Below are 23,743 nucleotides of genomic sequence, written 5' to 3' on the forward strand. Positions count from 1 at the left end.
AACGCGCACCGGTCCTGTCCCGACTCCGACACCTGGGGGTCCGCCACCCATGAGCAGAGCCGAACTGCCCTCCCGCAGAACCCTCCTGGCCGCGGCGGTCGTCGCCGCCGTCGCCGGGAGCGCCGGCCCGGCCGCCGCAGGCACCGCGGCCCGCGGCCGCACCGACGCCACCGACGCCGCCCGCGCCGTCGACAACCGGGCCTGGACCTCGTACGCCGACTGGCGCGGCGGTGCGGCCGACGGGACCCGTGCCGTCGCCGGCGCCCGCCCCGGCCTGGTGATCGCGAAGGCCGCCGGCACCACGGAGTACACCGACCCGCACACGGGACGCACGGCCGCCTGGGAGTACGCGACCTGGACCTCGCCGGTGCACCGCCTCGCCGTTCCCGCGACGGAGGCGATCGCCTCCTGGAACGCGCGCACGCCGGAGGGCACCTGGCTCCAGGTCGAGCTGAAGGGCACGTACTCGGACGGCACGGACACCCCCTGGTACGTCATGGGCCGCTGGGCGGCCGGCGACCAGGACATCCGGCGCACCTCGGTGGACGACCAGGGCGACGGCAGGAGCAGCGTGTGGACCGACACCCTCGCCGTCGACGACGCGGCCTCCGGCCTGCGCATCGTCTCCTACCGCCTGCGCCTGACCCTCCACCGCCGTCCCGGCACTGACCTCACCCCGACCGTGTGGAGGGTCGGCGCGATGGGCTCCGACATCCCCGACCGGTTCACCGTCCCCGCCTCCGAGCCGGGCCTCGCCAGGGAACTGATCGTCCCGCGCTACTCGCAGGAGATCCACAAGGGCCAGTACCCGGAGTACGACAACGGCGGCGAGGCCTGGTGCAGCCCCACCTCCTCGCAGATGATCATCGAGTACTGGGGCGGCCGGCTCACCGAGGAGCAGCTGTCCTGGGTCGACCCGTCGTACGCCGACCCGCAGGTCTGCCACGCCGCCCGCCACACCTACGACTACCAGTACGCCGGCTGCGGCAACTGGCCGTTCAACGCCGCGTACGCCGCGACGTTCCGGGACCTCCAGGGCGTGGTGACCCGCCTCGGCTCCCTCACCGACCTGGAGACGCTGATCGCGGCCGGTATCCCGGCCATCACCTCGCAGTCCTTCCGCGAGGAGGAGCTGACCGGGGCCGGGTACGGCACGTCCGGGCACCTGATGACGGTCATCGGCTTCACCGCCGACGGCGACGTGATCGCCAACGACCCCGCCTCGGACGACAACGAGGCCGTGCGCCGGGTCTACAAGCGGCGCGAGTGGGAGAACATCTGGCTGCGGACCAAGCGGTACAACGCCTCCGGCAAGGTCGTCTCCGGCACCGGAGGGGTCTGCTACCTCTACTTCCCGGCCCGTCCGACCCCGCGCCAGCGCAAGGCGCTCGCGGCGGTGGGCGTGCGCTGAAGGGCCGCGGGCCGCGGGCACCGGGACGTCCCGGTGCCCGCCGGGCCTGTGAGGAACGTCTCGGCCGCACGGGCCGCCCACGGTGGCAAGGTGGACAGAGCCGCAGGGGGAGTCCACCGCACCACCGACACCAGCGAGAAGCCATGACCGCGAACGCAGCCACCGTCACCCGTGTCCGCACCGGCGGCCCCGGGGAGGACGGCCCGAAGATCCTCGAGCACGTCATGGGATGGACCCTCGTCGTGGTCGTCGCCATGTTCGTGACCCAGCTCGGACTGCTGTGACCGGATCCGGCCGGGTGTGACCCGGCCCGCCGGCCGACCTGCCATACTGCCGCCCAGTCCCGCCGCCCGCGAAAGACCTGGGTCGTCAGTGAACATCCCGCAGCCTGCCGTGCGTCCCGCGGCGCGCGGCACCGCGCGCTCCTCGGTGCGCCGCGCCGAACTCATCGCCATCGGACGGCGGCTGTTCGCCGACACGTCCTACGACGCGCTCTCCATGGACGACATCGCGCGTCAGGCGCGGGTCGCCAAGGGGCTCATCTACTACTACTTCCGCTCCAAGCGCGGTTACTACCTGGCGATCATCGAGGACTCGGTGGCCGGGCTGGTGGCCCTGGCGGCGAGCGGCAGCGAACTGCCGCCCGCGGAGCGGGTGCACCGCACCGTCGACAGCTGTCTGCGCTACGCGGAACACAACCAGGCCGCCTACCGCGCGATCGTCAGCGGCGGCGTCGGGTCCGACGCCGAGGTGCACGCGGTCCGGGACGGGGTGCGCGAGGCGATCGTCACGACCATCGCCGAGGGCGCCTGGGGCCGCAGGGACATCGCGCCGGTGGCGCGGATGGGGCTGCTGGCGTGGGTGTGCAGCGTGGAGGGAGCCGCGCTCGACTGGATCGACCGGGGCGAACCGACCCGCGAAACCATGTGCGAGCTGCTGGTGAAGACGCTCGGCGGGGCCCTGCGCGCCATCGAGGAGCTCGACCCCGCCCACCCGGCCCCGGCGCCCGCCCACCGCGCGGACTGAGCCGCACCGGGAACGACGGCGGGGGCGGGAGTCCCCCCGTGGAACCCCGCCCCCGCGCGTCCGCCGGACCTACCGGATGGCCTTGATCAGCTCCCCGTCGGAGGTGTCGCCGCTCAGCTCCCAGAAGAAGGTGCCGCCGAGGCCCTGTTCGTCCTTGTACGCCATCTTCGTCGCGACGGTGGCCGGGGTGTCGTAACTCCACCAGTCGTTGCCGCACTTGGCGTAGGCGGTGCCGGCCACCGTGCCGGTCGCCGGGCACTTGGTCCTGAGCACCTTGTAGTCCTCGATGCCCTGCTCGTACGTGCCGGCCGCCGGGCCGGTGGCGGTGCCGCCGGGCTCGGCCTGCGTGACACCGGTCCAGCCGCGGCCGTAGAAGCCGATGCCGAGCAGCAGCTTCTCGGCCGGGATGCCGAGGCCCTTGAGCTTCGCGATGGTCGCCGAGGAGTGGAAGTCGGCCTTCGGGATGCCGTCGTACGAGGTCAGCGCCGAGTGCGGGGCGGTCGGACCGGCCGCGTCCCAGGCGCCGAAGAAGTCGTACGTCATCGGGTTGTACCAGTCGACGTACTGGGCGGCGCCCGCGTAGTCCGCCGCGTCGATCTTGCCGCCCGCCGTGGCGTCCGCGGTGATCGCCGCGGTGACCAGGTTGTCGGAGCCGAACGTGGCGCGCAGCGCCGACATCAGCTCCCGGAAGGCGTCCCGGCCGCTGGTGTCGCAGGTGGCGCCGCAGGCGTTCGGGTACTCCCAGTCGATGTCGATGCCGTCGAAGACGTCGGCCCACTTGGAGTTCTCGACGAGGTCGTAGCAGGACCGGGCGAACGCGGCCGGGTCCTTCGCGGCCTCGCCGAAACCGGCGGACCAGGTCCAGCCGCCGAACGACCAGAGGACCTTGAGGTCCGGGTGCTTCTTCTTCAGCTCGAGCAGCTGGTTGAAGGTGCCGCGCAGCGGCTGGTCCCAGGTGTCCGCGACGCCGTCGACGGACTCGTCGGCGGTGTAGGTGCGCTCGGTGGCCGCGTAGGAGTCGCCCATCGCGCACTTGCCGCCGGTGACGTTGCCGAAGGCGTAGTTGATGTGCGTGAGCCTGTCGGCCGAGCCGGAGGTCTCGATGTTCTTGACGTAGTACTTGCGGTCGTAGGTGCCCCATTCGGTGAAGTACCCGATGACCTTGGAACCGGCGGCGGTCTCCTCGGCGGGGGCCGCGGCCGTGGCGGTCGGCGCGCCCGCGCCGGCGAGCAGCCCGGCACCGAGCACGGCGGTGCAGGCGGCGGAGACGAGGGCCCGCCAGGTGCGGGAACGGTGGGGGGATGGCATGCAGTGTCTCCTCGTGGGGGGAGGGGAGTGCGAGTCGCTTGGCATGAACGCGATGACGCGGTGGAGCGAAAGATTAGGAGGACTAGACCAGTTGGTCAATGGTGCGGACCAATCTGGCGGAGAGGGCCCTCGTCCGGCCCGCGGCAGGTTTCTTGAAGTAAGCGGTCGTTAACTGGTGACGCGGTGCCGCCGATCGGGCATACTCACAGCGCACAGCCGCTGGTCAGCAGCTTCCGAGACCCGGAAGTGCGAGCATCGGCCACGCACCGACACGACCCCGGCGGAGCAGCCCCCACCCAAGGCGCACGCCGATGTGCCCGAACAGGGAGGAGAGCGCGCCATGCCCGACCGCGCCCCGCAGCCGGTGGACCGGCAACTGCCCACGGACGAGGCCCGGGACCTGATCTCGCTCGTCCGCGACATCGCGCAGCGCGAGATCGCCCCCGGGGCGGCCGAGGAGGAGGACGCCGGACGCTTCCCGCGCGAACTGTTCACCCTCCTCTCCGAGTCAGGCCTCCTCGGGCTGCCCTACGACGCCGAGTACGGCGGCGGCGACCAGCCGTACGAGGTCTACCTCCAGGTCCTCGAAGAGCTCGCCGCGGCCCGCCTCACCGTCGGCCTCGGCGTCAGCGTGCACACCCTCGCCTCCTACGCCCTCGCCACCCACGGGTCCAAGGAACAGCAGGCCGAGCACCTGCCCGCGATGCTCGGCGGCGGCCTGCTCGGCGCCTACTGCCTCTCGGAGCCGTCCTCCGGCTCGGACGCCGCATCCCTGCGCACCAGGGCGGTGCGGGACGGCGACGACTGGGTGATCACCGGCACCAAGGCCTGGATCACCCACGGCGGCGTCGCCGACTTCTACACCGTGATGGCCCGCACCGGCGTGGAAGGCCCGCGCGGCATCACCGCGTTCCTCGTGCCCGCGGACGCGGAGGGCCTGAGCGCCGCCGCGCCGGAGAAGAAGATGGGCATGAAGGGCTCGCCCACCGCCCAGGTCCACTTCGACGGCGTCCGGGTGCCCGACGCGCGGCGCATCGGCGAGGAGGGGCAGGGCTTCGCGATCGCCCTGTCGGCACTGGACGGCGGCCGGCTCGGCATCGCCGCCTGCGCGATCGGCCTGGCCCAGGCTGCACTCGACCAGGCGGTCGGATACGCGGTCGAGCGGCGGCAGTTCGGCCGGCCGATCGCCGACTTCCAGGGGCTGCGCTTCATGCTCGCCGACATGGCCACGCAGATCGAGGCCGGACGCGCGCTGTACCTGGCGGCGGCCCGACTGCGCGACGCGGGACGCCCGTTCGCCCGGCAGGCGGCCATGGCGAAGCTGCACTGCACCGACACCGCGATGCGGGTCACCACCGACGCCGTGCAGATCCTCGGCGGCTACGGCTACACCGCCGACTTCCCCGCCGAGCGCTACATGCGCGAGGCCAAGGTCCTGCAGATCGTCGAGGGCACCAATCAGATCCAGCGCATGGTCATCGCCCGCCACCTCGCGGGGCCGGAGACACGCTGAACTGGCCCAGTCCGCGCCAGGGTGCCGCGAGCCGCGTCCACTCCGGGTCGTGGCGGCCGGGCAGGGTGCGGCCCCGGTCGGCCCAGGTCCGCATCAGGTCGCGGTAGATGGGCGGGTCCGGGGGCGGGGGCGACACGGGTACGGCCACCTCCACCGGAGGCGGCACGAGGACTCGGCGCTGACGCCCGGTCGTCGAGTACGTGGGGGTCGTCATACCCGGGCAACGCGGAAGCGGCCGGGCGGGTCACCGACCGCCGGAATAGGCCGTGCGTTCGCGGCCGTCCCGTACGGCGGACCCACGGCGACGAAGGAGAGGGCGGCGCGGGACGCCGCCCTCGTCCGGGCCTGCGCGGCGGCGACCGCTCAGGCGGCGTGCCGCCGCATCACCGGGACCCTGATCGGGCGCGAGCCCGGACCGCCGACGTGCGAGAACGGCTGCGTGCGCCAGTCGAGTCCCTGAGGGAGCGTCAACAGCAGGGCTGTGTCCTGCTCCTGGGGCGTGAAGGACTCGTCCGCGGGCCGCGCCTCGGCGGCCCGGCGGCCGGTGCCGGCGCAGACGGTGAGCCCGAACGGGTTCCACGGCGAGGCGCACAGCGCGTGCTCCGGCAGGACGTCCTCGTCCGCCAGCAGGGCGATGGGCTGCGCGCAGTCCGGGCACACGACCCGGTACATCTCGAAGGTGTCGTACGCGTCCAACTCCTCGTCCGGAACGTCGGGTTCGACGTACTCCGGCTCGGACTCGACGACCGGCTGCTGCCGCTTGGACGTGGTACGACCAAGGCGCTTAAGACTCTGCATTGGGTTCTCCCCCTCGGGCTGGGCCGTGAAGGCACTGCGGCCTCGACCACAGCAAGCACTTCCCGTCCCCAATCCGGGGTAATCACGAGAACATCACGGAGACCGCCCAAAGCTTGTGGCGTTCGTCACATGCCGTCCGCAGGTGCCCTGCGGGCGGGCGCGGGCCCGGGCCGGGCGCCGCGGACCCGGACGCGACGAACCGGGCACCGGGCCCGGTACGTCACGAACCGGGAATGACCTGGGCGGCTCAGGTATCCGCGGAGATCACACGCACGGTAGGTTCTTGCCATGGAGGAGCTGGACCGACAGATCGTGCAGCTGCTCGTCAAGGACGGGCGGATGAGCTACACCGACCTGGGCAAGGCCACGGGCCTGTCCACGTCGGCCGTGCACCAGCGGGTGCGCCGGCTGGAACAGCGCGGCGTCATCCGCGGCTATGCCGCGGTCGTCGACCCGGAGGCCGTCGGTCTGCCCATGACCGCCTTCATCTCGGTCAAACCCTTCGACCCCAGCGCTCCCGACGACATCGCGGACCGCCTCGCCGGCGTCCCCGAGATCGAGGCCTGCCACAGCGTCGCGGGCGACGAGAACTACATCCTCAAGGTGCGCGTGTCCACACCGCACGAACTGGAGGAACTCCTCGCCCGCGTCCGCTCCCTGGCCGGCGTCTCCACCCGCACGACGGTGGTCCTGTCCACCCCGTACGAGTCCCGTCCGCCGCGCATCTGACACCGGGACGGCGCCGGAGCCGGACCTGGGTGCGGGGCGGCCCGGGCGGCGCGCGAAACTGTGGACATGAGTGAACGCGCCGTCCCGTCCCACACCGTCCTGCTCCGTCGCGGCGAGGTCCACAGTCCCGCCGACCCCTTCGCGACCGCCATGGTCGTCGAGCGCGGCCAGGTCGCCTGGGTGGGCTCCGAGGGTGCCGCCGACGCCTTCGCGGACGGCGTGGACGAGGTGATCGACCTCGACGGGGCGCTGGTCACCCCGGCCTTCACCGACGCCCACGTGCACACCACGGCCACGGGCCTCGCCCTCACCGGCCTGGACCTGTCCACCGCGCCCTCGCTCGAGGCCGCGCTGGCCCGCGTCCGGGAGTTCGCCGCCGCCCGCCCCGGCGACCGGGTGCTGCTCGGGCACGGCTGGGACGCCGCCCGCTGGCCCGGCGGCCGCCCCCCGACCCGCGCCGAACTGGACGAGGCCACCGGCGGACGCCCCCTCTACCTCAGCCGGATCGACGTCCACTCCGCGGTCGTCACCACCGCGCTGCTCGACCTCGTCGGGGACCGGGACGCCCGCGACGACGGCCCGCTCACCGGCGACGCCCACCACGCGGTGCGCGCCGCCGCCCTCGCCGCCGTCACCCCGGCCCAGCGCACCGAGGCCCAGCGCGCCGCCCTCGCCCACGCCGCCTCCCTCGGCATCGGCACGGTCCACGAGTGCGGCGGACCGGAGATCTCCTCCGAGGACGACTTCACCGGCCTGCTGCGGCTCGCCGCCGAGGAGACCGGCCCGCGCGTCGTCGGCTACTGGGCCGAGCAGGACGTCGCCAAGGCACGGGAACTGGGCGCGGCCGGCGCCGCCGGGGACCTGTTCGCCGACGGCGCCCTCGGCTCGCACACCGCCTGCCTGCACGAGCCGTACGCCGACGCCGGCCACACCGGCACCGCGCACCTGGACGCCGCGGCCGTCGCCGCCCACGTCGTGAACTGCACCGAGGCCGGTCTCCAGGCCGGCTTCCACGCCATCGGCGACGCCGCGGTGAGCACCGTCGTGGACGGCATCCGCGCCGCCGCCGAGAAGGTCGGCCTCGCCCGCGTACGCGCCGCCCGGCACCGCGTCGAGCACGCCGAGATGCTCACCCCCGAGACCGTCGCCGCCTTCGCCGAACTCGGCCTGACGGCCTCCGTCCAGCCCGCCTTCGACGCCCTGTGGGGCGGCGAGGACGGTATGTACGCGCGTCGCCTCGGCCCGGAGCGCGCCCGCTCGCTCAACCCGTTCGCGGCGCTGCTGCGCGCCGGTGTCCCGCTCGCCTTCGGCTCCGACAGCCCCGTCACCCCCCTCGACCCCTGGGGCACGGTCCGGGCCGCCGCCTTCCACCGCACCCCGGAGCACCGCGTCTCCGTGCGGGCCGCGTTCACCGCGCACACGCGCGGCGGCTGGCGGGCGGTCGGACGCGACGACGCGGGCGTCCTGGTGCCCGGCGCACCCGCGGACTACGCCGTCTGGCGCGCCGGTGAACTCGTCGTCCAGGCCCCCGACGACCGGGTGGCCCGCTGGTCCACCGACCCCCGCTCCGGCACCCCCGGCCTGCCCGACCTCACACCGGGCCGTGACCTGCCCGTCTGCCTGCGCACCGTGGTCGGCGGCCGCACCGTCTTCGTACGGCCGGGCGAGTGATCTACGAGGGCGGCGCGGTGCCGGTCGGGTGCCGCGTCCCCGTCTCGCGACCTGCGGATCCTCCGCGCTGACCAGGCATTCGAACCACATTACGCAGGTCAAACGACTGTTGACAGGCGGCCGCCGGGGGCCGGTAGGTTCGGCCGGGTCCACCACCGGACGCCCGACCGGGGCAGAACCTTCGGCCGCTCGTGTCGGCGCCGCTGGGTCAGGGACGGTGTGCCGCACCGGGGCACCGCCACTGGGAGCCAGGCTCAGCGCCCGCGCGGTACCGGGGGGACGTTCCAGCCGGTCGGGGAGGTGCGACCCCGGGTGGGGCCCGGGCGCTCAGTAGACAACGGCTTCAGGTCGATCCGCAGCCGGCGGATCCCGGGCCGGCCCGAAGGGCGCCGGGCCCCCATCCGCTGCGGCGCGCCGTCCCGCCGGCGCCCCGGCCGCACGCGTCCACCGGCGGGGGGGCGCCGCCGCACGACGTCAGCTCCTGAGTCCCGGCGTTTCGCGCCGCGGCCCGTTTCGCAGCCCGTCGCCGTGAACTCGCGGGCCGGAGCCGCCCGTTGGGGCTTTCGCCGGGGTGCCCGCCCGGGCCGCGCGCCGAAAGGGGCCTGTTCCTACCCGATCTTCGGGAAACGACACCACCATATGAAGGTCCTGTCACGTCATCGCAGGCCCGGAGCACTATGGTGGGACCCTGTGCACAGGACATGAAGGGGCAGCAGTGAACGACGGCGACGGGACCCTCGCGGCAGGATCCCAGGGAAGGAACTTCGGCCCGCTCGGCACGGCTCTGGTGATCATTCCGACCTACAACGAGGCGGAGAACATCGGGGCGATCGTCGGCCGGGTGCGCGAGGCCGTTCCCGAGGCGCACGTCCTCGTGGCCGACGACAACAGCCCCGACGGCACCGGCAAGCTCGCCGACGAACTGGCCGCCGTGGACGACCACGTCCAGGTGCTGCACCGCAAGGGCAAGGAGGGCCTGGGCGCGGCCTATCTCGCCGGCTTCCGCTGGGGCATGGAGCACGGCTACGGCGTACTGATCGAGATGGACGCCGACGGCTCCCACCAGCCCGAGGAACTGCCCCGTCTGCTGACCGCCCTCAAGGGCGCCGACCTGGTGCTCGGCTCGCGCTGGGTGCCGGGCGGCCGGGTGGTGAACTGGCCGAAGTCCCGGGAGTTCATCTCGCGCGGCGGCAGCCTCTACTCGCGCGTCGCCCTCGACCTGCCGCTGCGCGACATCACCGGCGGCTTCCGGGCCTTCCGCCGCGAGACCCTGGAGGGCCTCGGCCTGGACGACGTGGCCTCGCAGGGCTACTGCTTCCAGGTCGACCTGGCCCGCCGTGCGGTCAAGGCCGGCTACCACGTCGTCGAGGTGCCCATCACCTTCGTCGAGCGCGAACTCGGCGACTCCAAGATGAGCCGCGACATCCTCGTGGAGGCGCTGTGGCGGGTGACCGCGTGGGGCGTGGGGGAGCGGGTCGGCAAGGTCCTCGGCCGCGGCGACGACAAACAGGCCGGGGCCTGACCGCCGCCTCACCCCTTATGCCCCGCTGAGCCGGGCCCAGGCACACTGGGAGCATGACGACTGGCGCTCAGACCCCTCACCCCGTCCGGCCCCGGCGCTCCCGGCTGCGCACCGTCCTGCCGCTGGGTTTCGCCGCGTGGCTCGTCCTGGAGATCTGGCTCCTCACGCTGGTCGCCGGGGCGTCGAACGGGCTGGTGGTCTTCCTGGTCCTGGTGGGCGGCCTGGTCCTCGGCTCGCTGGTCGTCAAGCGGGCCGGCCGGCGGGCCTTCGGGAACCTGACCGAGACGCTGCAACAGCAGCAGGGCGGCGTGACCGCCGCGGCCCGGCCGAACAGCGAGGGCAACGGCCTGACGATGCTGGGCGGGCTGCTGCTGATCATCCCCGGGCTCGTCTCCGACGCGCTGGGGCTGCTCCTGCTGGTGCCGCCGGTCCAGAAGGCCGTGAGCCGCTACGCCGAGCGGACCTTCGAGCGCAAGCTGCGCGAGGCCGCGCAGGGCTCCCTCGGGGACGCCTTCCAGCAGGCCCGCATCCGCCGGCCCGACGGCAAGGTCGTCCAGGGCGAGGTCGTCCGGGACGAACCCTCGGGCGCGCCGGACGACGCCCCGCAGGATCCCCGCCCGCCGCTGACGCGCTGAGACGCTACGGAACGAGGCGCCGGAAAAGGCGCACGGACAACGGAAAAGGCAAGGACCGCGGGCGCCGCATGTGTACGGCGCCCGCGGTCCTTGCCGCTGTGCGTGGTGGTACTGCCCAGGTCCCCGCGGGGATCAAGCCGACTTTCGGCTGTCCCGGGGGTGAACCGCGATGTTCATCGCACCGGAGCGCAGAACGGCGAGACGCTCCTCGAGGACCTCTTCGAGTTCCTCTCGGGTGCGCCGCTCCATCAGCATGTCCCAATGCGTACGCGCGGGCTTGGCCTTCTTCTCCTCGGGGCCGTCGCCGTCCACCAGGAGTGCCTGGGCACCGCAGACCTTGCACTCCCACTCCGGCGGGATCTCCGCCTCGACCGAGAAGGGCATCTCGAAGCGGTGCCCCTTCTCGCATGCGTACTCCACGGCCTGGCGCGGAGCCAGGTCGATGCCGCGGTCCGTCTCGTAGCTGGTCACCACGAGGCGCGTGCCGCGAAGAGCTCGCTCACTCATGAATCGTGCCTCCCGGGCTTGTCGCCCACAGGACAGGTGTCGCTGTCGTCGTCATCCGGTCAACGTCCGGTCGGCGGTAAAGATTCCCGTTCCGTGTCCCGTTCCGGGTCATGCGCGCCGTCGTAGCCGCAGCCTTGTCAACCAGTGCAGTACCCACCGGCGCCCGGTTTGTCACATCTGCTCCCAGATATGGCACAGCGTTTCGGCATCTTTGACGCGCAGTAACGGTACGCCTGGCAGGCCAAACGCGTACACTACAGCCCTTTCGTGCCGAGCGCTAAATCCGCTCGGGAACCGGGTTGCCCGCGTCGGCCACGGCCCGCCGCACCGGCACCCGCGCGAGCAGGACGAATCCCAGCACGAAGAAGCCCACCAGGGAAATGATCGCGTCCCGGTAGCTGCCCGTCAGCTGGTAGGTGAGGCCGAACAGCAGCGGTCCCAGCCAGCTCATCCCGCGGTCGCTCAGCTCGTACGCCGCGAAGTACTCGGCCTCCTTGCCGGGCGGGACGAGGTGGGAGAAGAGCGAGCGGGACAGCGCCTGGCTGCCGCCGAGGACCAGGCCGATCCCGCCGGCCAGCACGAAGAACCACACCGGGGCCCCGGCGGGCAGGAAGTACCCGGCGGCCAGCGTCACGGTCCAGGCCACCAGGGAGCCGAGGATCGCGCGCTTGGCCCCGAAGCGCCGGGCCAGCCGGCCCAGGGCCAGCGCGCCCGCCACCGCAAGTACCTGCACCAGCAGCACGGCGACGATGAGCGTCGACTGCCCGAGCCCCAGTTCCTCCGAGCCGTACACCGACGCCTGGGAGATCACCGTCTGGATGCCGTCGTTGTAGACCAGGTACGCGAGCAGGAACGCGAGCGTCAGCGGGTGCCCGCGCATGTCGCGGACGGTCGCCGCGAGCTGCCGGAACCCCGGCAGGGCCGCCTCCCGCGCCGGGGCCCGGCGGTCGCGCAGCCTGCGCAGCGGCACCAGGGCGAAGGCGCCCCACCACAGTCCGGCCGAGGCCAGGCAGATGCGCACCGCCATGCCCTCGGAGAGGCCGAAGTCGTCGTGGCCCGTGTAGAGGACGAGGTTCACGACCAGGACCAGCGCCCCGGCCGCGTACCCGAACGCCCACCCGCGCGAGGACACCGCGTCGCGCTCCTCGGGCGGGGCGATCTGCGGCAGGTAGGAGTTGTAGAGCATCATCGCGACGGACTGCGCCGCGTTGGCCACCACCAGCAGCGCCCCGCCCAGCAGATAGCGCTCGCCGTCGAGGAAGAACATCCCCGCCGTGGCCGCGGCGCCGGTGTAGGCGGCGGCCGCGAGCAGCGGCTTCTTGCGCCCGGTGCGGTCGGCGGCGGCCCCCACCAGCGGCATCACCAGCACGGCCAGCACCACCGACAGGGAGACCGTGTACGCGAAGAAGGACCCCGCCCGCACGGGTATGCCCAGCGGGTGGACGAAGCCGTCCGCGTCCGCCGCCGCCTCGGCCACGGACGTCAGATAGGGGCCGAGGAACACGGTGAGCACGCTCGTGGAGTACACCGAGCACGCCCAGTCGTAGAAGTACCAGCCGCGCTGCTCGCGCCGCCGTTCGGCGGCCTCGTCCCCCGCAGGCGACCGCACGGTGTCGGTGTCCACCCGTGCCCCTCGCTTCCCCGTGATCGCGCCAGGGCACGGGCAGGGGCCGTCAGACCCAGGTGCCGCGGTCCTCCATGACCTTGCGCAGTGTGTCGATGTGATCGGTCATGATGCCATCCACACCGAGGTCCAGGAGCCGGTGCATCCGATCCGCCTCGTTGATCGTCCATACATGTACCTGCAGCCCGCGCGCGTGCGCGGCCCGCACGAAGCGGTGGTCCACCACCTGGATGCCGGACTGCTCCTGAGGGACCTGGGCGGCGACGGCCGACCGGCGCACCGTGGCGGGCAGCCCCCAGGACCGCAGCCGCAGGTTCAGCACGCCCCGGGTGCCGTACGAGGTCGCCAGGCGGGGGCCCGCCAGCCGCTGCGCGCGCACGATGCGGGCCTCGGAGAACGAGCCGAGGCAGATCCGGTCCCAGCAGTCGGTGCGCTCGACGAGGTCGAGGAAGGGCAGCAGGGCCGGTTCGGCCTTCACGTCGACGTTCCAGCGGACCTCGGGGAAGGTCTCCAGGAGCTCCTCGAACAGCGGGACCGGTTCCTCGCCCGCCACGCGGGCCTGCGCCACCTCACGCCACGGCAGGTCGGCGATCCGGCCGGCGCCGTCCGTCACCCGGTCCAGGGTCGCGTCGTGGAAGGCGACCAGCCGTCCGTCGCGGGTGGCGTGGACGTCGGTCTCGATGTACCGGTAGCCGGTCTCCACGGCGCGCCGGAACTGCCGGACGGTGTTCTCCAGACCGTCCGCCGCCCCGCCCCGGTGGGCGAAGGGGATCGGGCCGGGGTGGTCGAGGTAGGGGTGGCGTATCCGCGAGGTCACGGACGCAGTATGGCCCGGCGGGGTTGACCGGTGGCAACGACCGTGCTGCCGTCGGATGCCGGGCGAACGGCGAACATGCGCAGGAACAGCTGCGCGAGCGGGCCGATCGTCACCGCGTACAGCAGGGTGCCGATGCCGACCGTGCCGCCCAGGAGGAAGCCCGTGACCACCACCGTGATCTCGATGGCGGTACGGACCAGCCGGATCGACACGCCCGTGCGCCGGTTCAGTCCCGTCATCAGGCCGTCGCGCGGCCCCGCTCCGAAGCGGGCCGCGATGTACAGCCCGGTCGCCGCGCCGTTCAGCACGATCCCCGCCGCCATCGCCAGGACGCGGACGGCGGGAGCGTGCGCGTCCGGCACCACGGCGAGCGTCGCGTCCATCGCCGCGCCGATCACCAGGACGTTGGAGACCGTGCCCAGCCCCGGGCGCTGACGCAGCGGGATCCACAGCAGCAGCACCACCGCGCCCACCACGGTCAGCACCACCCCCATCGACAGCCCCGTCCGCTCGGACAGGCCCTGGTGCAGCACGTTCCACGGCTCCAGTCCGAGGCCCGACCGCACGAGCAGCGCCGAGCTCGCGCCGTACAGCACCAGTCCGGCGTACAGCTGGAACAGCCGCCGCGCGAGACGGTCGTGCCGGGACGAGAACCTGGCCATGGAGTGCCCCCTGGTGGTGGAAGTGGACCGATGCATGACACCCTGTGGCTTGGCCGCCGATGTCATCCATGGCCAATCAGGGGAAGGTGGACTGATTCTCATGGCGCAGTGGACCTCCGCGGTGGGCGCGGCGCAGCTCGCCCGGCTGCTCAAGTCCCAGCAGGACCGGCCCGCCGGCCCCGGCACCCGCCGCCCGCCCGCCTACCGCGCCCTCGCCGACGGCATCCGCCTGCTCGTGCTCGAAGGACGGGTGCCGGTCGCCGCGCGGCTGCCCGCCGAGCGCGAACTGGCCCTGTCGCTGTCCGTGAGCCGCACCACCGTCGCCGCCGCCTACGAGGCGCTGCGCACCGAGGGGTTCCTGGAGTCGCGGCGCGGCGCCGGCAGCTGGACCGCGGTCCCGGCCGGCAATCCGCTGCCCGCACGCGGGCTGGAACCGCTGCCGCCCGAGGCCCTCGGCTCGCTGATCGATCTCGGCTGCGCCGCCCTGCCCGCGCCCGAGCCCTGGCTGACCCGTGCCGTCCAGGGCGCCCTGGAGGAGCTGCCGCCGTACGCGCACACCCACGGCGACTATCCCGCCGGGCTGCCCGCGCTGCGCTCGATGATCGCCGAGCGCTACACCGCGCGGGGCATACCGACCATGCCCGAGCAGATCATGGTGACGACGGGCGCCATGGGCGCCATCGACGCCATCTGCCACCTCTTCGGCGGGCGCGGGGAGCGCATCGCCGTCGAGTCGCCCTCCTACGCCAACATCCTCCAGCTGATGCGGGAGGCCGGGGCCCGGCTGGTGCCCGTGGCCATGGCGGAGGGGCTGTCCGGCTGGGACCTGGACCGCTGGCGCCAGGTGCTGCGCGAGGCGGCGCCGCGCATCGCCTACGTAGTGGCCGACTTCCACAACCCGACCGGCGCCCTCGCCGACGACGACCAGCGGCGCCGCCTGGTCGACGCGGCGCGCTCGGCGGGCACGGTGCTGGTCGCCGACGAGACCATGAGCGAGCTGTGGCTCGACCCCGACGTGCGGATGCCGCGCCCGGTGTGCGCCTTCGACCCGGCCGGCTCCACCGTGGTCACGGTCGGCTCGGCCAGCAAGGCGTTCTGGGCCGGGATGCGCATCGGCTGGGTGCGCGCGGCACCGGACGTGATCCGCAGCCTCGTCGCCGCACGCGCGTACGCCGACCTGGGCACGCCCGTACTGGAGCAGCTCGCCGTGAACTGGCTGTTCGGCACCGGCGGCTGGGAGCAGGCGGTGGAGGTGCGGCGCACCCAGGCCCGGCAGAACCGGGACGAGCTGGTGCGCGCCGTGCGGCGGGAGCTGCCCGACTGGGAGTTCGAGGTACCGCGCGGCGGGCTCACGCTGTGGGTGCGCACCGGGGGCCTCTCCGGCTCGCGGCTCGCCGAGGCGGGCGAGCGGGTCGGCGTACGGGTGCCGTCCGGGCCGCGCTTCGGGGTCGACGGGGCGTTCGAGGGGTATGTGCGGCTGCCGTTCACCGTGGGTGGTGCCGTGGCCGAGGAGGCGGCGGTGCGGCTGGCCGCGGCGGCCCGGCTGGTGGAGACCGGCGGGACGTCGGGGGCGGAGGCGCCGCGGACCTTCGTGGCCTAGCGCCGGCCGTCCGGGGCCGGCTGTGCGGCGCGGCGCCGTCCGTGCGGGGCCGGCTGTGCGGCGCTGCGCCGGTCGTGCGGGATCGATGCAGCTAGGAGGAGGACTCCGCGACCGCGGCCTCCGCGGGCACGGGCTCCTTGGACGCGGCCGTCGCGGAGACCTCGTCCGCGGGTCCCTCTTCGGCGGGCGCCTCGGTCCCTGCGGCCACCGGCACCACGGGCGCCTTCCGTGTCGACGCCTTGTCCAGGCTGACGAACACCGGGCGCGTCACCGGCTCCGCCGGTTCCGGCTCCAGCCGCTGCGGCTCCTCGTCCGCCGGTGTCGTCCGCGGCGGCAGCAGGTCCAGGACCGCCTGCCGGTGGGCGTCGCTGGTCGCGTCGTCGTACGGGTCCGGCGTCGCCGGCACCTGGAGGCGGTGCACGGGACCCGCGCCCAGCCGGGCGTAGCCGCGGCCCGGCGGCACCTGGTCGACGGGCGTGGTGTGCGGCGGAGCCCCCAGCACCGCCGTCAGCTGCTCCGCCGTCGCGGCGCCGAGGACGACCCGCGCGCGCGTGTGCTGCCGCACCGGTTCGGCGAGGGCCTCGAAGCAGTCGAGCTGATCGGCGACGACCACCGTCACGTTCGCCGGGCGGCCGTGCCGCAGCGGCACCTGGAGCAGCGACTGCGGGTCCTTGCGCCCGTCCGCCGCGGCCAGGTGCGTGAACGCGGTGGGCCGGTCCAGCAGGAGCCACAGCGGGCGCCTGGTGTCCTCCGGCGGCGGATCGCCCGCCTGATGGGCGCGGTTGGCGGCGATCAGCCGCCGCTCCGTCTCGTGCGCCGCCCACTCCAGGCTCGTCGTCGCCCCGGTCAGCCCGCACTCGACGGCGAGCACCCCGTCCCGGCCGGTCAGGCAGGCGTACTCGCCGGTGTCGCCGCCGTCGACGATCACCACGTCGCCGTGGTGGAGGGCCTGCAGGGCGATGGAACGCAGCAGCGTCGAGGTGCCGCTGCCCGGCTGCCCGAGCACCAGCAGATGCGGCTCGGTCGAGCGGACGCCGGTGCGCCAGACCACCGGCGGGACGTCGCGCCGCTCCTCGCCGTGGGCGCCGTGGGTGAGCGGCAGCGTCCGCTGCACCCGGGTGGGGTCGGTGAAGCCGAGGACCGTCTCGCCGGGGGCCGTGACGAACGGCTGGGCGGCGATGTCGGTGGGCAGCGGGGCGAGGACCCGCACCGTGAGCCGGTTGCCCTCCTCGTCCCACCCGAAGTGGTACTCGCGGCCGCGTCCCGACTTCGCGCTGAGCAGGTGCTCGATCCGGGCCCGGGACTCCGGTTCGCCGTCGGTGAAGTAGGCGGGGTAGCGGATCACCAGCTCCGTGATGCGGCCCGTGTCGTCGAACGCGTACTCCGAGAAGGCCTTCTGCCAGTCGCCGCCGTGGGCGAAGAGCGGTTCGGGGTCCTCGGCGGTCGAGAAGTACGGCACCAGCGCCTCGTAGAGCGACTTCAGCCGCTCGGCCTGCGGCCCGTCGGGCCCCTCGGGCGCCCGCGGGGTGCGGTCCCGGCCCTGCCACGCCGCCGCCGCCATCAGCGTGACGACGGCGAGCAGCGGACCGTACGGCGCCAGCGCCACGACCAGCACGAGCGAGGCCATCGCGAAGAGCAGCGTGCCGCGCCGGTCCTTGGGCGTGGCGGCCCATCTGCGCCGCCCGGCCGAGGCCAGCCGGCGCAGTCCACGCGTTATGGTGATCAGCGGGTGGAGGACATCCGTGGCGCTGTCGGCCGCCGTCCTGGCCAGCTCCCGGCTCCGGGCGAGCTGTGCGCTGCCGTTGCTCAGAATGCGGGGGAGAGGGCGCCGGGCCACTGCTGCCTCCTGGTGGTGCGTACGGGCGGGCGGGGCGGGGTCGGGCGGATCAGAACTTGAACCCGCCCAGCAGGCCGGCCAGGCTCTCGCCGCCCGCCTTGATGCTGGGTGCGATGGCCGTGCTGGCCAGATAGAAGCCGAACAGCATCGCCACCAGGGCGTGCGACGCCTTCAGCCCGTCCTTGCGGAAGAAGATGAAGACGACGATGCCGAGCAGCACCACGCATGAGATCGAGACGATCATGTGAGTTCTCCTGGTTCGCGGGGACAGTCACCATGAGTACTTCCAGGCTCACAGAATGTATCTATACGATAAAAGGTGCAACTGGGTGTTTTCTCGGCATTTCCCCTCGGACGGGCCTGCCGTGATCCTTACCTCGGGCGCATCGGGTCATGTGCCGCGCGAGCCAGTACGCTGGCGATTCACCCGTACGGATCTGCACCGCTCGCAGACGTACGTCCCGTCCCCCGGTGCACCCGGCAGGTGCATGTGAAGTGAGAGGTGGTCCGGCCGATGACTGACGCCCCCGACCCCGAGGTCGTGGAGCTGGCGACCAAGATCTTCGATCTGGCCCGGCGCGGCCGGACCGACGAGCTCGTGGCCTATGTCGACGCGGGCGTGCCGGCCGACCTCACCAACGACCGCGGCGACTCGCTCGTGATGCTCGCCGCCTACCACGGCCACGCCGACGCGGTGCGCGCGCTGCTGGAGCGCGGCGCCGACGCCGACCGCGTCAACGACCGCGGCCAGACACCACTCGCCGGAGCGGTCTTCAAGGGCGAGACCGAAGTGATCAAGGCCCTCCTGAAAGGCGGCGCCGATCCGTCCGCCGGCACTCCCTCGGCCGTCGACACGGCCCGGATGTTCGGTCGGGCGGAACTGCTCGAGCTCTTCGGCGAGCACTGAGCGACACGCTCTGACCAGCGAAGACACGGAAAACGGGGGAGGCGGTACCGGGCCGCCGAAATTTCGGTCGCGGGAGAAGTGACCGGCGGGTCATCATGACGAAGTGATTCACGGACGCGATGGCTGGGCAGGTGTTGCCGCACCGCGCGGGCCGTGATCGGTCCGCATGGGCCACCGACGAGAGGCAGAGTGAGATGGTCTACAGCAAGCAGGAAACGGCGGGCGCACCGACGTGTCGTCACGCGGCCAGGTAATGCACGTCCCCGGTTGCGTCGACGCTTGATGTGAGGCTGTTTCCCATGTTCGATCCGGTCATAGCGCCCAGCGGCACGCTGCTCGGCCTGCTCCAGCGGGGCCGCGGCGACGGTACGCTGCACGCGCTCACCGCCCCGCGGGCAGAGGCGCTCGCGGCGCTCAACCACTGCGTGCTCCGCGATCCGCGCCACGACTGGCAGCTGGAGAACCGCTCCCTCTACTACGCCCGCCTCTACCTCGACCTGCACGGCGGACTCGACGCCATCGAGGCGCACCTCTTCGACCCCGAGGACGTGCTCGACACCGACGAGTCACGCACCGGGCTCGCCCTCGCCGTCCTCGGACACCTCGCCTCCTACGGCAGGCGGGACGCCCTCGCCCTGCTGCGCCGGTACGCCGCCCACGGCACCAACTGGGCCTGGGCCCTCGACGAGCTCGCCCTCCGGGACGACGACGCGGGCCTGCGCGCCCTCGCCACCCCGGTCCTCGCGCGGTTCGCCACCGACGCCGAAGGCGAAGCGGAACTGGCCGCCACCGTCCGCGACGCCTTCGAACCACGCCCCTGGCGGCTGTGGGCCGACGATCCCCGCGAGTCCGTCGCCGCCCGCGTCCGCGCCGCCCAGGAGGCCGGCAGCTTCGACCGCTGGCAGCGGCAGATGCGCCCCGGCGGCCCCCGCCCCGGCTGGAGCGTCCAAGCCGTCTTCGAGTGGGCCCAGCAGGGCGTCGAACGCGGCGCCGCCCTGCACGTCCCCGCCGCCCGATGTCTCACCGCCGTGGCGGGCCCCGAGGACCGCGCCGAGATCGTCCGCGCCGCGCAGGACGGCACCGAGGGAGCCCGGTGCACCGCCCTGCGCTACCTCGCCGACAGCAACGATCCCGACGCCCTGGAGCTGATCGAGGCCGCCGTGGCCACCGGCACGTCCGGCGTCGTGGACGCCGCCGTCGACGCCTTCGAGCGGATGCGCACTCTCGCCGCCGTCGACCGGGCGCGCGGCTGGGCCCGCCGCCCCGACCCGCTGGGCGCCGCCGCCGGCCGCGTCCTCGCCTGCCGGGGCGGCATCCAGGACCGGGACGCGGTCCTCGCGGCGCTCCGGGAGGCCGTACGCGGCGAAGGGCCCGACGCGCCCACCCTGTGGACCCTGGTCGACGGCGCCGGGCGCCTCGGCATCGCCTGCGCCGCCCCCGTGCTCCGCCACGTCTACCGCGAGACCGCCTCCTCCCACCTGCGGGGCCGCGCCGCCCGCGCGCTCGCCGCCACCGACCCCTCCTTCGGCACCGGCTTCGCCGTCGAATGCCTGTGGGACTGCGAGGAGACCACCCGCGAGATCGCCGCCCGGCACGCCGAGACCGGGGACACCCGCGTCGTCGAGCGGCTGCGCCGGCTCGCCGCCGACCCGGCCGAGGAGGCCGAGGTGCAGACCGCCGTGCGCAGCCGCATCGGCCCCGAGGAGACCGCTGTGTGACGCGCCCGCGCACGGCGGCGTGAACGGCGGATGACCCGCGGGTCAGGTGTGCGTGGATGCCGCCTGACCTGCCCGGGTAAGGAGCGCAACGCTCACGGCACGTTCCCCGCCAGGAAAGATCCACGTTGACGTGGCCACGTCCGGCGCGGAGACAACACCGGTATGCGTGTCGTCATCGTGACCGAATCCTTCCCCCCCGATGTGAACGGCGTGGCCCACTGCGCGTTCCAGACCGCCCGGCACCTCGTCGCGCGCGGCCACGACCCCGTCGTCGTCGCCCCCACCACCGCGGGCGACGAACCCGACGACGGAGCCCCCTGCCCCGTCATCCGTGTCCCCTCCCTCCCGCTCCCCGGCTACCCGCAGGTCCGCGTCGCCCTCCCCAGCCGACGCCTGACCGCCGCGATCGCCGACCACCGGGCCGATGTCGTCCACCTCGCCAGCCCCTTCGTCCTCGGGGTGCGCGGAATGGCCGCCGCCGCCCGCCTCGGCCGGCCCGCCGTCGCCGTCTACCAGACCGACCTCGCCGGCTACGCCCGCACCTACATGGGCGCCGGCGAGGCGGCGGCCTGGCGGCGCATCCGCTCCGTGCACGCGGCCGCCGACCTCACCCTGGCACCCTCCGGCGCCGCCCGGCGCGACCTGGAGGCGCACGGCGTGCCCCGGGTCAAACTGTGGCCCCGCGGTGTCGACACCGTCCGCTTCCGGCCCGACCTGCGCGACGAGGCACTGCGCCGCAGCCTCGCCCCGAACGGCGAGACCGTCGTCGGCTACGTCGGCCGGCTCGCCCCCGAGAAGCAGGTCGAACTGCTCGCCGGTGCCGCCGCCCTGCCCGGCGTCCGGGTCGTGGTCGTCGGCGACGGACCCAGCCGGCCCGGACTCCAACAGGCGCTGCCCGGCGCGGTCTTCCTCGGCCGCCGCACCGGAGACGACCTCGCGCGGATCTTCGCCTCGCTGGACGTCTTCGTGCACACCGGACCGTTCGAGACCTTCTGCCAGACCGTGCAGGAGGCCATGGCGAGCGGCGTGCCCGTGGTCGCGCCCGCCGTGGGCGGTCCGCTGGACCTGGTCGCGCACGGGCGCACCGGAGTGCTCGTCCCGCCGCGCGACGCCGACGCCGTACGCGACGCGGTGTGGTCGCTGGCCGCCGACCCCGCGCTGCGCGCCGCCTACGGCTCCGCCGGCCGCGCGATGGTCGAGGGCCGCACCTGGGCGGCCGTCGGCGACCAGCTGATCGGCCACTACGCGGACGTGCTCGCCGGGCGCCGGACGGCGGTGGCGGCATGAACGACGCGTCACTGCGGATCGTGCGCCTGGCCAACTTCGTCGCGCCCGCCTCCGGCGGGCTGCGCACGGCGCTGCGGGAGCTGGGCAAGGGCTACCGTGCGGCGGGACACCGGCCCGTGCTGATCGTCCCCGGAGAACGGGAGAGCGACGAGGAGACCGAGCAGGGACGGGTGATCACGCTGCCGGGCCCGCTGCTGCCCGGCACCGGCGGCTACCGCGTCCTGACCGACCGGCGGCGGGTCGCCGCCCTGCTGCACGACCTGGCCCCCGACCGCCTCGAGGTGTCCGACCGCACCACCCTGCGCTGGACCGGCCGCTGGGCCAGGCGGGCCCGCGTCCCGGCGGTCATGGTCTCCCACGAGACCGCCGACGGCGTGCTGCGCACCTGGGGGCTGCCGGAGCCGGCCGCCCGGCGCGCCGCCGACGCGCTCAACGTCCGCACCGCCCGCACCTACGCGCGCGTGGTGTGCACCACCGAGTTCGCGGAACGGGAGTTCGTGCGCATCGGCGCCCGCAACGTCGTACGGGCCCCGCTCGGCGTCGACCTGGTGGAACGGCACCCGGCGCTGCACGACGCGGGGCTGCGGGCCCACCACGCGGGCGAGGACGGGACACTGCTCGTGATGTGCTCCCGGCTGTCCCTGGAGAAGCGGCCGGGGACCGCGCTGGACGCGCTGGAGGCACTGCGCCTGCGCGGCCGGCGGGCGGTGCTCGTGGTGGCCGGCGACGGACCGCTGCGGGCGCGGCTCGAACAGCGCGCACGCGAGCGGAACCTGCCGGTGACCTTCCTCGGCCATGTGCGCGACCGGCGGCTGCTGGGCTCGCTCCAGGCGTCCGCCGACGTCTGCCTGGCGCCCGGGCCCGCCGAGACCTTCGGACTCGCCGCCCTCGAGGCGATGGCATGCGGCACGCCCGTGGTGGCGAGCGCGTCGTCCGCGCTCCCGGAGGTGATCGGCGCGGCCGGCGCGGTCGCGGAGGACCGGGGAGCGGCCTTCGCGGACGCCGTCGAACTGCTGCTGGACCGTGCCGAGCCGGACCGGCGTGCGACGGCACGCGCGCGTGCGGAGTGCTTCGGCTGGGGGACGGCGGTGGCGGCGTTCCTCGCGGCCCACGACGCCCCGGACACCGCACGGGCCGCGGCGGCCCCGTTCGACGGCGGCGTGGCCGGGGCACGGCCGGTCGTGTCCGGGGGGCTGTCGTGAGATCTCCGCGGTTCGTGGCCCTCGGGGACTCACTGACCGAGGGGGTCGGGGACCGGGTCGACGGCCGCTGGCGGGGCTGGGCCGCGCTGCTCGCGCCGTCGCTGAGCCCGGGACCGGTCCGGTTCACCAACCTCGCGGTGAGCGGGGCGCAGACCCACGACGTGCTCGAACGCCAGCTGCCCGCCGCGCTGGCGCTCCGTCCCGAGCTGGTCTCCGTCGTCGTCGGCGTCAACGACACGCTGCGCCGCACCTTCGACATCCGTGAGGTCGCGGCCCGCCTGGACCGGGTGTACGCGGCCTGCACGGCACAGGGCGCCGTACTGCTCACCGCGTGCCTGCCCGACCCCGGCACGATGCTCGGGCTGCCCGGGGCCCTGGCCCGCCCGCTCGCCCGGCGGCAACGGGCCGTGAACACCGTCGTCCACGTGCTGTCCGAGCGGTACGGCGCGGTCCATCTGCACGCCGGCGAGGGCGAGTGGGTCGGCGACCGGACGATGTGGAGCGCCGACCGGCTGCACCCCGGCGAGCCCGGACACCGCCAACTGGCGGTGCGCTTCCACCGGTTGCTGGCCGAACGCGGTCTCGCGACCGGTCCGGCCCCGTCGCCGGAGCCCGACACCCCGGCACCCACCGTGCGCGCGAGCCTGTGGTGGCTGGCGACGGCCGGCACCGGCTGGGTGGCCCGCCGGTGCACCGATCTGCTGCCGCAGCTGCTCGCGCTGGCCGCCGACGAAATGCGCCACCGGGCGCGGGGCACGAGCATCCGCCTCGACCTGCGCGCCTCCGCCGCCGTCTCGGCGGCCCTCGCCGCACTCTCCACGGGGGAACAGCGCCCGGGAGCCGCCTAACGTCTGTCGTCACCTTCCCGTCGTCCCCCCCGAGGGCGGGCCTCGCGGCGTCGGGCGCGTGCTCCCGGCGTGCCGGGCCCCGAACCCCGTACCGGACCGTACGTGGGTCGGGGCCCGGCAC

22 protein-coding genes are annotated in these 23,743 nt (G+C 73.9%); 14 read left to right on the forward strand and 8 right to left on the reverse strand.

Features of this window, described 5'->3' with window-relative positions:
• The first annotated feature begins 49 nt into the window (after positions 1–49).
• The 3 genes from FGW31_RS29300 (at position 50) to FGW31_RS29310 (ending at position 2,437) form a co-directional block, all read left to right on the forward strand.
• Entirely contained in the window at positions 50–1,411 is a 1,362-nt protein-coding gene (locus FGW31_RS29300; RefSeq protein ID WP_142196560.1) for a peptidase C39 family protein, read from the forward strand.
• A 143-nt stretch (positions 1,412–1,554) separates the two neighbouring features.
• Positions 1,555–1,695, forward strand: a complete 141-nt coding sequence (locus FGW31_RS29305) for an SCO1431 family membrane protein (protein ID WP_142196561.1) — start codon at positions 1,555–1,557, stop codon at positions 1,693–1,695.
• A gap of 88 nt (positions 1,696–1,783) precedes the next feature.
• Complete coding sequence (locus tag FGW31_RS29310; protein ID WP_142196562.1) at positions 1,784–2,437, forward strand: TetR/AcrR family transcriptional regulator; 654 nt, start codon at positions 1,784–1,786, stop codon at positions 2,435–2,437.
• A 69-nt stretch (positions 2,438–2,506) separates the two neighbouring features.
• On the opposite strand, the gene FGW31_RS29315 is transcribed toward FGW31_RS29310, so the two are convergent.
• Entirely contained in the window at positions 2,507–3,745 is a 1,239-nt protein-coding gene (locus tag FGW31_RS29315; protein ID WP_142196563.1) for a glycoside hydrolase family 18 protein, read from the reverse strand.
• A gap of 340 nt (positions 3,746–4,085) precedes the next feature.
• On the opposite strand from FGW31_RS29315, the gene FGW31_RS29320 reads away from it, so the two are divergent.
• Positions 4,086–5,258: an acyl-CoA dehydrogenase family protein gene (locus FGW31_RS29320; protein ID WP_142196564.1), complete on the forward strand. Its 1,173-nt coding sequence runs from the start codon at positions 4,086–4,088 to the stop codon at positions 5,256–5,258.
• Between the two features lie 363 nt (positions 5,259–5,621).
• Here FGW31_RS29320 and FGW31_RS29330 read toward each other — a convergent pair whose 3' ends face one another.
• Positions 5,622–6,056 (reverse strand): hypothetical protein, encoded by a 435-nt coding sequence (locus tag FGW31_RS29330; RefSeq protein ID WP_142196566.1) that lies wholly within the window; start codon positions 6,054–6,056, stop codon positions 5,622–5,624.
• Positions 6,057–6,344: 288 nt separating this feature from the next.
• On the opposite strand from FGW31_RS29330, the gene FGW31_RS29335 reads away from it, so the two are divergent.
• The 4 genes from FGW31_RS29335 to fxsA all read left to right on the forward strand — a co-directional run bounded on the left by FGW31_RS29335 (position 6,345) and on the right by fxsA (position 10,613).
• Positions 6,345–6,785 carry an Lrp/AsnC family transcriptional regulator gene (locus tag FGW31_RS29335; RefSeq protein WP_142196567.1) on the forward strand — a complete coding sequence of 147 codons (441 nt, stop codon included), beginning with the start codon at positions 6,345–6,347 and terminating at the stop codon, positions 6,783–6,785.
• Between the two features lie 66 nt (positions 6,786–6,851).
• The gene (locus FGW31_RS29340; RefSeq protein WP_142196568.1) at positions 6,852–8,456 is read left to right on the forward strand and encodes an amidohydrolase; all 1,605 of its coding nucleotides are present in this window, start codon (positions 6,852–6,854) and stop codon (positions 8,454–8,456) included.
• A gap of 715 nt (positions 8,457–9,171) precedes the next feature.
• Complete coding sequence (locus FGW31_RS29345; protein ID WP_142196569.1) at positions 9,172–9,978, forward strand: polyprenol monophosphomannose synthase; 807 nt, start codon at positions 9,172–9,174, stop codon at positions 9,976–9,978.
• Between the two features lie 53 nt (positions 9,979–10,031).
• Positions 10,032–10,613: an FxsA family membrane protein gene (gene fxsA / locus FGW31_RS29350; RefSeq protein WP_142196570.1), complete on the forward strand. Its 582-nt coding sequence runs from the start codon at positions 10,032–10,034 to the stop codon at positions 10,611–10,613.
• 132 nt (positions 10,614–10,745) lie between these two features.
• On the opposite strand, the gene FGW31_RS29355 is transcribed toward fxsA, so the two are convergent.
• From FGW31_RS29355 to yczE, 4 genes are all read right to left on the reverse strand, one after another.
• A complete protein-coding gene (locus FGW31_RS29355; RefSeq protein WP_003977404.1) occupies positions 10,746–11,120 on the reverse strand; it encodes an RNA polymerase-binding protein RbpA in 375 nt (124 codons plus the stop codon).
• 277 nt (positions 11,121–11,397) lie between these two features.
• Positions 11,398–12,744: an MFS transporter gene (locus FGW31_RS29360; protein ID WP_142196571.1), complete on the reverse strand. Its 1,347-nt coding sequence runs from the start codon at positions 12,742–12,744 to the stop codon at positions 11,398–11,400.
• Positions 12,745–12,793: 49 nt separating this feature from the next.
• Positions 12,794–13,561, reverse strand: coding sequence for a glycerophosphodiester phosphodiesterase (locus tag FGW31_RS29365; RefSeq protein WP_142196572.1), 768 nt, complete (start codon positions 13,559–13,561; stop codon positions 12,794–12,796).
• Entirely contained in the window at positions 13,558–14,223 is a 666-nt protein-coding gene (gene yczE / locus FGW31_RS29370; protein WP_142196573.1) for a membrane protein YczE, read from the reverse strand. The genes FGW31_RS29365 and yczE overlap by 4 nt, the downstream gene beginning before the upstream one ends.
• Positions 14,224–14,323: 100 nt before the next feature.
• Here yczE and FGW31_RS29375 point away from each other — a divergent pair, with 100 nt between their 5' ends.
• Positions 14,324–15,823, forward strand: a complete 1,500-nt coding sequence (locus tag FGW31_RS29375) for an SCO1417 family PLP biosynthesis transcription factor (RefSeq protein ID WP_142196574.1) — start codon at positions 14,324–14,326, stop codon at positions 15,821–15,823.
• 91 nt (positions 15,824–15,914) lie between these two features.
• Here the strand turns inward: FGW31_RS29375 and FGW31_RS29380 are convergent, their stop codons facing one another.
• Both FGW31_RS29380 and FGW31_RS29385 read right to left on the reverse strand, forming a co-directional pair.
• A complete protein-coding gene (locus FGW31_RS29380; RefSeq protein ID WP_142196575.1) occupies positions 15,915–17,660 on the reverse strand; it encodes an ATP-binding cassette domain-containing protein in 1,746 nt (581 codons plus the stop codon).
• A 49-nt stretch (positions 17,661–17,709) separates the two neighbouring features.
• Positions 17,710–17,904: a hypothetical protein gene (locus tag FGW31_RS29385; protein ID WP_030867896.1), complete on the reverse strand. Its 195-nt coding sequence runs from the start codon at positions 17,902–17,904 to the stop codon at positions 17,710–17,712.
• Between the two features lie 270 nt (positions 17,905–18,174).
• Here FGW31_RS29385 and FGW31_RS29390 point away from each other — a divergent pair, with 270 nt between their 5' ends.
• The 5 genes from FGW31_RS29390 to FGW31_RS29410 all read left to right on the forward strand — a co-directional run bounded on the left by FGW31_RS29390 (position 18,175) and on the right by FGW31_RS29410 (position 23,622).
• Positions 18,175–18,567 (forward strand): ankyrin repeat domain-containing protein, encoded by a 393-nt coding sequence (locus FGW31_RS29390; protein WP_142196576.1) that lies wholly within the window; start codon positions 18,175–18,177, stop codon positions 18,565–18,567.
• Positions 18,568–18,866: 299 nt separating this feature from the next.
• Complete coding sequence (locus tag FGW31_RS29395; protein ID WP_142196577.1) at positions 18,867–20,285, forward strand: HEAT repeat domain-containing protein; 1,419 nt, start codon at positions 18,867–18,869, stop codon at positions 20,283–20,285.
• Between the two features lie 162 nt (positions 20,286–20,447).
• Positions 20,448–21,572 carry a glycosyltransferase family 4 protein gene (locus tag FGW31_RS29400; protein WP_142196578.1) on the forward strand — a complete coding sequence of 375 codons (1,125 nt, stop codon included), beginning with the start codon at positions 20,448–20,450 and terminating at the stop codon, positions 21,570–21,572.
• Positions 21,569–22,774, forward strand: coding sequence for a glycosyltransferase (locus FGW31_RS29405; RefSeq protein WP_142196579.1), 1,206 nt, complete (start codon positions 21,569–21,571; stop codon positions 22,772–22,774). Before FGW31_RS29400 ends, FGW31_RS29405 begins: the two co-directional genes overlap by 4 nt.
• Positions 22,771–23,622: an SGNH/GDSL hydrolase family protein gene (locus FGW31_RS29410; protein ID WP_142196580.1), complete on the forward strand. Its 852-nt coding sequence runs from the start codon at positions 22,771–22,773 to the stop codon at positions 23,620–23,622. The genes FGW31_RS29405 and FGW31_RS29410 overlap by 4 nt, the downstream gene beginning before the upstream one ends.
• Positions 23,623–23,743: the final 121 nt, after the last annotated feature.

This window comes from Streptomyces calvus (assembly GCF_006782915.1).
GTDB lineage: Bacteria > Actinomycetota > Actinomycetes > Streptomycetales > Streptomycetaceae > Streptomyces > Streptomyces calvus.